General features: G+C 36.2%; 11 protein-coding genes. All 11 read right to left on the reverse strand.

Annotated elements, in window-relative coordinates; translation table 11 throughout:
• A partial coding sequence (locus AC22ZQ_RS07535; RefSeq protein ID WP_318958169.1) for an FG-GAP-like repeat-containing protein occupies positions 1-4,114 on the reverse strand: 4,114 nt, incomplete at its 3' end.
• 288 nt (positions 4,115-4,402) lie between these two features.
• Positions 4,403-5,521 carry a DUF2891 domain-containing protein gene (locus AC22ZQ_RS07540; protein ID WP_318958170.1) on the reverse strand — a complete coding sequence of 373 codons (1,119 nt, stop codon included), beginning with the start codon at positions 5,519-5,521 and terminating at the stop codon, positions 4,403-4,405.
• A gap of 273 nt (positions 5,522-5,794) precedes the next feature.
• Positions 5,795-6,670 carry an ATP synthase F1 subunit gamma gene (gene atpG / locus AC22ZQ_RS07545; protein ID WP_318958171.1) on the reverse strand — a complete coding sequence of 292 codons (876 nt, stop codon included), beginning with the start codon at positions 6,668-6,670 and terminating at the stop codon, positions 5,795-5,797.
• Positions 6,671-6,693: 23 nt separating this feature from the next.
• Complete coding sequence (locus tag AC22ZQ_RS07550; RefSeq protein ID WP_318958172.1) at positions 6,694-7,041, reverse strand: four helix bundle protein; 348 nt, start codon at positions 7,039-7,041, stop codon at positions 6,694-6,696.
• 34 nt (positions 7,042-7,075) lie between these two features.
• On the reverse strand, positions 7,076-8,650 hold the full coding sequence (atpA, locus tag AC22ZQ_RS07555) for a F0F1 ATP synthase subunit alpha (protein WP_318958173.1): 1,575 nt from the start codon (positions 8,648-8,650) through the stop codon (positions 7,076-7,078).
• A gap of 37 nt (positions 8,651-8,687) precedes the next feature.
• A complete protein-coding gene (atpH, locus tag AC22ZQ_RS07560) occupies positions 8,688-9,221 on the reverse strand; it encodes an ATP synthase F1 subunit delta (RefSeq protein ID WP_318958174.1) in 534 nt (177 codons plus the stop codon).
• Positions 9,222-9,225: 4 nt separating this feature from the next.
• Positions 9,226-9,726, reverse strand: coding sequence for a F0F1 ATP synthase subunit B (gene atpF, locus AC22ZQ_RS07565; protein WP_318958175.1), 501 nt, complete (start codon positions 9,724-9,726; stop codon positions 9,226-9,228).
• 110 nt (positions 9,727-9,836) lie between these two features.
• Entirely contained in the window at positions 9,837-10,028 is a 192-nt protein-coding gene (gene atpE / locus AC22ZQ_RS07570) for an ATP synthase F0 subunit C (protein WP_318958176.1), read from the reverse strand.
• A gap of 36 nt (positions 10,029-10,064) precedes the next feature.
• The gene (gene atpB, locus AC22ZQ_RS07575; RefSeq protein ID WP_318958177.1) at positions 10,065-11,231 is read right to left on the reverse strand and encodes a F0F1 ATP synthase subunit A; all 1,167 of its coding nucleotides are present in this window, start codon (positions 11,229-11,231) and stop codon (positions 10,065-10,067) included.
• A 158-nt stretch (positions 11,232-11,389) separates the two neighbouring features.
• Positions 11,390-11,788: a DUF6168 family protein gene (locus tag AC22ZQ_RS07580; RefSeq protein WP_318958178.1), complete on the reverse strand. Its 399-nt coding sequence runs from the start codon at positions 11,786-11,788 to the stop codon at positions 11,390-11,392.
• Positions 11,778-11,936, reverse strand: a complete 159-nt coding sequence (locus AC22ZQ_RS07585) for an AtpZ/AtpI family protein (RefSeq protein WP_413468679.1) — start codon at positions 11,934-11,936, stop codon at positions 11,778-11,780. The genes AC22ZQ_RS07580 and AC22ZQ_RS07585 overlap by 11 nt, the downstream gene beginning before the upstream one ends.
• Positions 11,937-11,943: the final 7 nt, after the last annotated feature.

Consider the following 11,943-nt stretch of genomic DNA (forward strand, 5'->3'; position numbering starts at 1 on the left):
AAATGGAAAGCCAAACATCATCTGTTTCACAAGCATTAACTAATGAACTTGGATAAAGGTTATAATCCTCTATGTGGTCTGTAATTAATGTGAAAGTATCCATTTCAGATTCACAGCCATAGTTAGAGGTATGAACAAGGGTGTATTCTCCTGCTAAATTCACCCAAATTGTATCACTACTCCCCTCTTCCTGATAATTGTAACTCCATGTATTTCCATACTGCTGAGTACTTATTAGCATCACTGAATCTGTAGAACAAATCTGATTGTTTACATCTAAAATCTCTGCAACAGGTTGAGGGTGCTGAACCACCAAAAGCGTATCTTTATTTAAACATACACCATCATTACGTGTAAGAATAATTTCATCCGTTTCATGAACAAGGTAACTGCTTGAGTCTACTGTAGAATTTGTAGTTTGAGAATACCATTCCAAAGTGGTGGTGGCATTTATCCACAAGGAATCATTTTCACATATATCAAGATCTAAAACCGTGTCAATTTCTAAGGTTGGAATAACATGATAATTTAAGCTAAATAAACTATCGAAACTACATAGTTGATTTCCATAATTCACTTCTAATAAATGTGTTCCTTGTGCTATACTATCGATGAACAATAAGTTAGAAGTAGAATCTACGAGTACTGAGTTAAAGGTCCAGTTTACATCATCTACATAATCCCCTGTAAGTTCTATTTCAAGAATTGAATCACCACAGTAGACAGAATCAACTGGCAATATACCTTCAACCCAATCACACATAAAAAGCTCATGTTTAGTTTCATTTGTATGAATGGGAGGATTGGAATCGAAATAAATACTAGCCTTATTTTTTATGACCTGATTTGGAGCAATATTAGGAATGATAGGGATTCTATACTTAACAAACCCCATACTTTCGTAATAATTCGCCCCTGTATCTGGTAAATTGATATTATTAAATTTAAAACGAACAATATCATTCTCATCAATTTCCACAACACAATTATGGGATGTAGATAATATTTGTAACCCATCAGAAACAACATAAGGCGACAATTGATCTACCACTACAATATTTGTAGCTGTATCATTACCCGTATTTTGGAAATTAATTGTGTAATCTAAGAATTGAAGTGTATCCAAAAAATACCCTTTTGAGGTGTACCCCATGTATGAAGGCACTTTATTATTCGGGTCATAAGCACAAGTAAGCATAGATGTATATTCATCGTGAATGGAAATATTTTGAGTATTAGATGAATCATATGCTATTATGTCTAATTCCTGAGTCAAATAATTCCCTATTGCGGTGAAATTGGGAGTTTCAATGTAAACCTCCACCAATAGCTCTTCAAAACTTGCTAAACTATCATACATCCAATAATAAACATTGTTGGCAACTGAGTCAAACATAGGAACAGCATCCAAAATAGAAACAGAAGTATCAGAGGTGAAGGATAGCATTCCATGTAACTCATTTACTCCTCGATTTTTCAAGGTCAACACCTGCTTGTATTCTGTATCACATTTTAAAGCAAGAGCATTCATGGTTCCCATTACACTCATATCCAATTTTGGTCGAATTCCAAAATCTAAACCTTGAATGTTCGGTTGGGTTGAATCTGAATAAACTGTGTAGGATAGAGAATCTGAGATTAATTCAAATACGGTGGTATCAAAACCCGGAAAAATATGATGATTCCCTTCTGGAACTCCAAAGGTATATACCCCCAAAGAATCAGTATATACCGATTGTAAATAATATTTATTTATAGGTATATGAGATACAAGCGGTTCATTCAAATTATAAACACCATTACTATCTTGATCATAATATACCCTTCCTGATATTGAAAATGGACTATAATTCCCTGAATTCTTACATATTATAATGGAATCACAAGGTCTATCTTGATAGACGACCAAATCTGGTAATAAGTCCCCATTAAAATCATCTAATACGTAATCGTATTTAGGTTGCATAAACCACCCGTCCAAAATTTCCTGCGTAAAGTTTAAAGATCCCTGATTCTTAAATATTTTCAGTTCTGAATCAACAGAACCATTCCCCTTAAAATAAAGAATATCCGTTAATCCATCCATGTCGAAATCCTTAATTTCAATTTGCATGGCGAAATCGTTTAAATTCGATAAATAAACAGAATCTGTAAACTCCCCATTTCCGTCATTCACAAAAATCCAAGTACCCCAACTCCCCCTAGGTACCACTAGATCAATTGCATTATCAGCATTTAAATCTCCGAAATATACATTTTCTGCTGTATTACATTTAGGATTTGATAAGGATGTAAAATTATTATTACCATCATTCATGAGATATTTCATATCATGATCAGCCGGAGTGAAACTTCCATTTTCTTGCAAAACAATAATATCCCTATAACCATCATTATTCATGTCATGAACTGCATAATTTTCAACAACATCATTTACAAGTAAAACGTCCGTAGAATAAACCATATTTCCGTTATTCACGCGTAAACGAAGTTTATCATCCTCTCCTATAAATAATATATCAAGGTCACCATCACTATCTACGTCTTCAAAAGAATAAAAGTCTACAGACATAGAAAATGGTAATGTATGAACTGGGAACACACCATTTGGACCGTCATTCTCAATCCAAATTAGTGTATCGTTTATATTGGTATATGTATTATACGATGCAAAAACAAAATCTTCTCGCCCATCACTATTGACGTCAAACACCTTTATTTCATCCGATGGAAAGTTTAAAGTATTTATATCGGCAACTGTTACCTGATTGGTAAGCAAATTGTGCTTCGATGATGCATAATACGATAACCCACGTAAACTTTTGGAAAAGGTAACGAGATCTTTAACTCCATCCTCATCCATATCAATACCCATTGCTTTTATAATTTGCCCCGTGTTATTATATATTTCGTGATAGATAAAAGAATTTCCATTTTGATTTTCTAGCCAAAAAAGTTCTCTTTTTCTATAATTCGTAACCAAAATATCCATGTCACCATCTGAGTCTATATCATTTAATGAAACGTTATAATCTGACATCGAAAAAGGGAGTCCATACATATTCAATGAACCATTGACTTGTCCCCAAATTGGCTCTTTTATAAACTCGGTACCATTATATTTTAATTTAAAAATTGTATCTCTAGAGGTACTAATTAATTCATCCACACCGTCTAAATCTAAATCCGCAGCTTGTACACCACTCATAGATGTTGATATAGGAAAACTTTGTATATAATTGCTTGTGTAATATGGTGGAAATAAAGAATCTGTTAGATTATCAAATCTAACATTTAAAATATTATTTGAGAATCGAATATAATCGGTTGTATTATTACCATTTATATCTGCTAATTCATAGGAAAATGTAGCATAATAATTGGCCGTTGAATGTGCTATTGCTTGTCTGGTATAACCAATCGAATCATTAAAATAAATATATACTGAATCATTGGAAGCTCTAGTATTTGTCCATATGTCTTCATAACCATCCTGATTAAGGTCTAAAAACTTATAATCAGCCCTAGAACTTTCATTCGAATTAAGACTAGCAATGTTAACACCAGAAGATATTACTCCAGAATTGTTCTCAAAAAAAGTCATTACGGAACCAGCCACTAGGATTATATCTGGAAAACTGTCATTTTCCTTATCTGTAATAAAAATGCGCTTTTTCTCCTGATTATAGGGAGAAAAATTACCTGCAATATAACCTTGTAGAATTTCCTTTTGACCAAAAATTCCATTTATATTTTCAATTACAACCAACTTCGAAGGATCTATCCAACCATCATCGATATAATCCATTGTTATTATCTCAGGGAATCCATCGTTATTTAGATCTTCCAATCGAAATTCTGATTTTAAACCACTTTTAATCTGTATGTATTGATGGACATTGAATTCATTGTTTCCATCGTTAAGTAATACTTCGATTCGCTTCAACAAAATGTTCTTCACCACAATATCCTTATGGCCATCTTGGTTAACATCCCCTATACATGTCTCGGGGTACCAAAATATATCATTAAAAACCGTTCTGTTTTCAAATTGTCCAAACACAATTCCACATACAAGTGAAAAAAGACTTACAAAAGAGAGTTTTAGGTGCATTTAATCCTGATTTTTTCAAAACACAAATTTAGAACAATCTTAACAAGATTACAGCTTTCCCACCCTTTATATCTACAATATTCGCTTTAGATCTTCTACGCATATTTCCTTTACTCCCGACATATCGTCATTAAATTCGTTTAGAACCTCAAAAGCATAATAAATACACAATCACCAAGTTTTAAAAATTAAAAACTGATTAAGACGATCTATTAATAGAAGATTGTATTAAAACAAAAAAGCCCGAAGCTATCAACTTCGAGCTTTTCTATACTTTTTTGTAAAATCTTATTTCTCCAAATCACCTTCCAGTGCATAAATTGCAAAACTTGCCAGCCAATGGCCTCCCATATAGTCGTCTCCTACTAAATTAGGAAGTGAATAAGCAATATGCTCTCGAGCGATGATGTTGAGGTGCTTTAATTCATTCAATTTTGCCAACTTCTGTAAATTCCAAGCTCTGCTAAAGTTCAAACCATCCAAGTGTACAAGTTGACCATCGGTTCTATCACTAACAATTCCAGTGTCCCACGTAAAATCCTTCTCAAACAGTTCTGGTAAGAACGCTTTTAACCACGGTCTAAACTCTTCTTGGGGCAAGATGCGTTGCATCAACGCTGCTTCTTCTAAACAAGGTGACAAAAAATCAGATCCGCTCGGTTCCCAACCTAAAGGACAAGCACTGGTTTTGATATCATCCATATAAAAATAACGTGCCCTATCCATGATCGCTTTTTTGAGTTCTACGTGGTCAACGGCCATTGCGTAATCAAAAGCGAAATTCAAGCCAAATGCCGTGTTAGAATGCTTACCTACGCGTTCTGGGTATTCCAAGCGCGGTAAGAAATCTAAATACTTCTGTACAATGTGCTCGGTTAAGGCTTTTAGGTTGTTACGCAGTTTTACCGCCAAGGTATCTTCCCATGTTAACAGTTCTAAGTCTAACTTTAACAACCAAGCCCAGCCGTAAGTACGCTCATAACTCCTGTTGATCTTTTTTTCAAAATACACCAATTCTTGGGCTATATTCTCTTTCGAAATACTTTGTTCTAATTGGTACCGTATGGTAGGTGCATGCGCCAAATCAGGGAAACTCTTTAAAAGTTTTACCAAACTCCAATGACCATGAACTGCAGAATGCCAATCAAAACATCCATAAAAAGCAGGATGCTCTCCACGTGGCGTAGAAAATGAACTATCACTCTCCAACACCATACTCGGTTTATTAGGATATTGCTGACCTATACAATTCAAGGGTAGTTGCGCCAACAAATTTGCCTGATCTAAGGTGAGCTTTGTACTATCTTGCAATTTTTTCATTTTCTCTTCTACGTGCTTATTGCGCTCATTCATATTGCAAGAAGTGAGTACCAATACCAGGGCAAAAAATCCAAATAATACTTTCATAAAAATCAACTTTGGCTTAAAAATAGAAAATATAACGTTCATTGGGCTACCTGCCCTTTCCATTTCCTTCCAAGGGCACCAGGCTATCCACTGTACTCCCTTGTGCCAACAACATGTTTAAATAGTCTTGTACAAAGCTTCTGAGGTCGCTTTGCCCATCCTTTTAAACGCGTGTTTTTAGCCCAAGCGGGTGCCGTTACTATCCTTGGTAGATAAATAAAAAAAGTCCCATCCAAATTAATGAATGGGACTTTCAATATATAAAACTTTCGATTAACCGTTCAATGCTTCCGCACCACCTACGATCTCTAAAATTTCGTTTGTAATTGCTGCCTGACGTGCTTTGTTGTAAGACAATGTCAAATCTTTCTTCAATTCAGAAGCGTTATCTGTTGCCTTGTGCATAGCTGTCATACGTGCTCCGTGCTCAGAAGCGTTAGAATCTAACAATGCTTTGAACAATTGGATTTTCAATGATTTTGGAATCAAACTTTCAACGATACCCGCTTTTGAAGGTTCGAACATGTACTCTGTAGAAGCAGCGTCATCTTCTTGAACCGTTGGGATAATTGGTAAGAATTGTTCGTTCTCTACCGTCTGCATAGCAGCGTTAACAAACTTGTTGTATACCACAACAATTTTGTCGAACTCACCATCCATAAATCTATCCATTAAGAATTGTGCTAAATCTGAAGAACGTTCAAATGTTAAATCATTAAACATTTCATCAGCTTCACCAACTCCTTCAGGTCTGTAGTTCATTTCGCTTCTTTTGAAAGCGTCATTTACTTTTTTACCAACTGCTAATACTTTCGTATTACAAGCTGCAAACTCACCCGCTAAAAGTGCATTTACTTTTTTAATGATGTTGTTGTTAAAAGCACCACACAAACCTCTATTCGATGTTACCGCAACAATCAATACATTTTTCATTTCTCTTTCCTCCGCATACGCATTTTCAGAAAGGTCTAATGTAGCACTCAAGTTACCCAAGATATCTTGCAACTTCTCAGCGTAAGGACGCATTTTAGTAATTGCATCTTGAGCTCTATTTAACTTAGCAGCAGAAACCATCTTCATCGCCGATGTAATTTGCATCGTAGATCCGATAGATGTAATTCTGTTTTTTATTTCTTTTAAGTTTGCCATCTTATGTAGTTATGACTTTTGAGTTAAGAGTTATGAGTACTCGTTTTGATAATCGCAACAAGTATTCTGATTAACTCTTCACACTTATCTTTTAACTCTTTAGTATCAATTTTTAGAGAAACTTCTATTAACTCCAACCAATACAAGCTTTCATCAGCTTCTTTTAAAGATATACTCATCTTATGAATAAAATCTTTACTGCTAAAACCTCGTTGGGCTTCTCTAATATTCGCTCCGACACTAGTGCCAGAGCGAATTAATTGTTTTGCTAGTTCGAATTCTTCGTTAGCCTTTAAAACTTTTGAAAATTTTACGATATCCACGGCAAAATCAAAACTTTTGCTTCTTATTGGACTTTCGTTTATCTTCAATACTCTTAACTCCTAACTTATAACTCTTAACTATCTAGTATTTAGAAGCGATCTCTTTCGCTACTTTAGCTAATGTATCAGTTACTTCGTCAGTTAATTTACCTGCTCTTAATGTATCAAGAACGTCTTGGTGTTTCGCTGATAAGTAATCTAAGTACTCAGTTTCGAAAGCTTTCACTTGGTTCACTGGTACATTTTGAATCAATCCTTTAGTACCTACGTAGATAATAGCAATTTGCTTCTCTACTGGGTATGGATCTCCTTCTTTTTGTTTCAAGATCTCTACGTTTCTAGCTCCTTTATCCAATACTGCTTTAGTTGCAGCATCTAAGTCAGAACCGAATTTCGCAAAGGCCTCTAATTCTCTGTATTGTGCTTGGTCTAATTTCAAAGTACCTGCTACTTTCTTCATAGACTTAATCTGAGCGTTACCCCCTACACGAGATACCGAGATACCTACGTTAATCGCTGGACGGATACCAGAGTTGAACAAGTCAGACTCCAAGAAGATCTGTCCATCCGTAATAGAAATTACGTTTGTTGGGATGTATGCAGAAACGTCACCAGCTTGAGTTTCGATAATTGGAAGGGCAGTTAAAGATCCTCCTCCTTTTACCTTACCTTTCAATGACTCTGGTAAGTCGTTCATTTGAGATGCAATTGTATCATCGTTGATGATTTTTGCAGCACGCTCTAATAATCTTGAGTGTAAGTAGAAAACGTCTCCTGGGTATGCCTCACGACCTGGAGGACGACGTAATAATAATGATACCTCACGGTATGCTACGGCTTGCTTAGATAAATCATCAAATACGATTAATCCTGGACGCCCCGTATCACGGAAGTACTCTCCAATCGCTGCACCTGATAATGGCGCGAAGTATTGCATTGGAGCTGGATCAGAAGCGTTTGCCGCTACAACAACTGTATAAGCCATTGCTCCAGCTGCTTCTAATTTATTAACTATACCTGCAACGGTAGAACCTTTTTGTCCAACTGCTACGTATACACAGTAAACTGGCTCTCCTTTGTCGTAAAATTCTTTTTGGTTGATGATCGCGTCAATTGCAACAGTTGTTTTACCTGTTTGACGGTCACCAATGATCAACTCACGTTGTCCACGACCAACTGGGATCATAGCATCTACTGACTTGATACCTGTTTGTAACGGCTCAGTTACTGGCTCTCTGTAGATTACCCCTGGAGCTTTACGCTCGATTGGCATCTCAAATAACTCACCAGTGATTTCACCTTTACCATCGATTGGATTACCCAAAGTATCAACTACACGTCCAACCATACCTTCACCTACCTTGATAGATGCGATCTGACCTAAACGTCTTACAGTATCTCCTTCTTTTACTTGGCTTGAACGACCAAGAAGTACAGCACCAACGTTGTCCTCTTCCAAGTTCAACGCCATACCTCTTAAACCACCATCAAATTCGATAAGTTCACCATATTGAACTCCGTTAAGTCCGTAAATACGTGCGATACCATCACCGATTTGTAGTACAGTACCTACTTCTTGAAGCTCTGCTTCAGATTTGTGACCTGAAAGCTGTTCTCTTAAAATTGCAGAAACTTCTGCTGGTTTTACATCTGCCATCTTTTATCCTTTTTATTTGACTTTTGGCTAAGCCAAATTATCGTGTTAAACGTTGTTTTAAATCCTTAAATTGACGAGAAACTGAAGCATCTATTTGCTTGTCTCCCATTCTTACAACAAAACCTCCAATTAGAGATTCGTCAATTTTTTCCTCTACTTCTAATTCGCCTTTGATAGACTCTCCAACTTTTGCCAAAATTTGAGCTCTAACTTCTTCGTCTAATTTCGTAGCTGTTGTGATAGAAATAGGAACAATTCCTTTGTGCTCTTTCACTTTCGCTCCGTAAGACATTGCTATTTGCGGCAATAAAACTTCTCTACCATTTTTGGCTATCAAAGCTACGAAGTTTTTCGTAATATCATTAAACTGTGTAAATACTGCGTTTAAGATATCTACTTTTTTATCCGCCTTAACAATTGGGCTACTCAAAAGTAACTCTAATTCTCTGTTTTCTAAAACAGTAGAAAGGAAAAAGTTCATATCATCCTGAATTGCATCAACATTATTCGTGTCGATTGCCAATTCTAACAATGCTTGCGCGTATCTTGATGCTGCTTTTGTCCCTTTCATAATTCTAGTTTAAGCTAATGTCCTCAGCCATTTTAGATGCAAGTGCTTTTTGCTTCTCATCTGTAGCTAACTCACCACGAACTACTTTCTCAGCAATTTCGATAGCGATTGCAGCAACTTGAGTTTTCAATTCAGCGATAGCTGCATTTTTCTCACCTGCGATAGTTTCTCTTGCTGAAGCTAATACTTTGTCAGCCTCTGCTGAAGCTTTAGACTTCGCATCCTCGATCATTCCGTTTGCTGTTGCTTTAGCATCCTTAATCATCGCGTCACGCTCTGCTCTTGCTTCCTGCATCATAACGTCGTTCTGTGCAGTTAATTCTTTCATTTTTGCCTCAGCCTTTGCTGCTGCTTCAATTGCGTTTTGAATTCCTTCTTCACGCTTGCTTAAACCTTCTAAAATTGGTTTCCAAGCAAATTTCCTAGCTAATAATATTAATATTACTAAGATGATTGCTTGCATGAAAAACAAGCCTATCGAAAAATCACCTATTAACTTCTCCATTATTGAATTGTATATGGTTTATTCTAAATTTCTTCTTTTTTGTTCTTAGTAGAAATTGTGTTGTAGTAAGCAACCCTTACCACAACACAATATTCTAATTTGTTTTTGGATTATTTTCCAAGGATTAAAGCACCGAATGCTAAACCTTCCAAAAGTGCTCCAATGATAATCATTGCAGTTTGGATTTTACTTGCTGCTTCTGGTTGACGAGCAATTCCTTCCATTGCTTTACCACCGATGTTTCCAAGACCAAGACCTGCTCCGATTACGATTAATCCAGCTCCAATTAAATTTAACGACATAGCTAATTTATATATTAATTAAACAAAAAATACTTACTAATGATGCTCCTCAACTGCCATTCCAATGAACAGTGATGATAACATCGTGAAAATGTAGGCCTGTAAGAAGGCTACTAAAAGTTCTATCAATGAAATAAACAATGATAAGAACAATGAAATCGCTGTTGATCCAGCAGCTCCAAACTGAGCTTTCAATACGATAGTTAATGCGATTAACGACATTAATACCATGTGACCCGCAGTGATGTTTGCAAACAAACGAATTAATAATGAGAATGGCTTAGTAAACATTCCCAATACCTCGATTGGTGCTAAAATGATTTTCATTGGTACAGGAACGCCTGGCATCCAGAAGATGTGACCCCAGTAGTTTTTATTACCGCTGAACTGTACAATTACGAAAGTGAATAAAGCTAAACATGCTGTTACTGCAATATTACCTGTTACGTTAAATGCTAATGGAGTTAAACCTAATAAGTTCAATATCCAGATGAAGAAGAATACAGTTAATAAGAAACTCATAAACTTCTTGTAGTGCTTCTCTCCGATGTTAGGACGAGCGATTTCATCTCTAACGTATAATACTAATGGCTCTAATACTCTTCCAATACCTGTTGGAACTGGACCTCTTTTGTAACTTCTTGCCAATGCGCTAAACATCCAGATCATTAACAAACCTGCTACCAACATACCCAATACGTTTTTCGTAATAGAGAAATCGATTGGTTGTCCTAAGTCAGCGTGACCTTCTGCGTCAGTCTTAACAACTTTTCCGTGTGCCAATTTGAAGTATGCTCCGTTGCTTTCTGCAACAGTCTCTCCGTGGTGGAACTTAGATGACATAAAGAAGTGCATCCCTGTTTCACCATCCCATAAGATTACTGGTAATGGAAATCCGAAGTGCGTACCTTTTTCATTATCTGAGAATAAAACGAAATCGTGTGCATCCTGCAAGTGGTGCTCTTTGTACGCTTGAATTTCTTCTTGCGTATCAATCATTCCTTCGTAACCGTGTCCACCGTGATCTGCGTCATGCTCACCATGCGCCTCTTCGTGCCCTTCGTGTGCTTCGTGTGCTTCTGCGTGAACTGGAGCATTATGCTCCCCTTCGTGACCGTGTTGCTCATTCGCAAAAGCGAATGTTGTACCGATCGTAAACATCAAACCTATAAAAAACCTGACAGAATTTTGTGCTAGTGTCATAATTCCCAACTGTATAAAAGTATATCTTCGAAATTTTGGTGCAAAAGTACACAATTAATTAGAAATACAAACTATTTTTTTTCAATTCACAGATAGCTTTCCGAGAAATTAAAAAGCTTGTACATTAGGTTTTGTTACAGCTAGGCGCAGAGACTCCGTTATTTATCCTCTTGCTGCAAAACGATAAGTGCCAAAACGCTTTCCATAATGACGAAAAGAAATAATGGGATTACAATAGAGACTCTTGTAGACATTGACAGGGTATCAATATCCATTTCTCCTCCAAAGAAGAGCACAAGAAAAACACCCATCTTCATAGTTAGTGCAACAATAAAAACCATTAATATTTTATTGGGCACAAAAATTTTACCTACCTCCAAAAGGAGATAGGTAAATAATGTTCCGAATCCGAAGAAGTAATAAAGCTTACTGATTTGAAGATCTACTTTAAAGTTATTCTTCTCTACTATGCTCAGGTGTATCATCTCACCTAAAAAAAGCGTCGCTATAATAATTGCAGAAACAATTACCATACGCTTCACCACACTACTCTTCATCGTCTTGATTACTTAATTTGATTACTTGTCTGATAATGGAATATATGGAACCAAACACTACAAATAAGGTGACCACCTTATAATAGGATATGTGCTCAGAGGGATATTTTTTATCCAACCATTCTCCAATTAAACTTCCCAGCCATATGGATACC

Source organism: Lishizhenia sp. (assembly GCF_057456495.1).

Coding starts and splice junctions, on each gene's coding strand:
- AC22ZQ_RS07540 (WP_318958170.1), bottom strand. CDS start 5,521: ATGAAAGTATTATTTGGATTTTTTGCCCTGGTATTGGTACTCACTTCT.
- atpG (WP_318958171.1), bottom strand. CDS start 6,670: ATGGCAAACTTAAAAGAAATAAAAAACAGAATTACATCTATCGGATCT.
- atpA (WP_318958173.1), bottom strand. CDS start 8,650: ATGGCAGATGTAAAACCAGCAGAAGTTTCTGCAATTTTAAGAGAACAG.
- atpH (WP_318958174.1), bottom strand. CDS start 9,221: ATGAAAGGGACAAAAGCAGCATCAAGATACGCGCAAGCATTGTTAGAA.
- atpF (WP_318958175.1), bottom strand. CDS start 9,726: ATGGAGAAGTTAATAGGTGATTTTTCGATAGGCTTGTTTTTCATGCAA.
- atpE (WP_318958176.1), bottom strand. CDS start 10,028: ATGTCGTTAAATTTAATTGGAGCTGGATTAATCGTAATCGGAGCAGGT.
- atpB (WP_318958177.1), bottom strand. CDS start 11,231: ATGACACTAGCACAAAATTCTGTCAGGTTTTTTATAGGTTTGATGTTT.
- AC22ZQ_RS07580 (WP_318958178.1), bottom strand. CDS start 11,788: ATGAAGAGTAGTGTGGTGAAGCGTATGGTAATTGTTTCTGCAATTATT.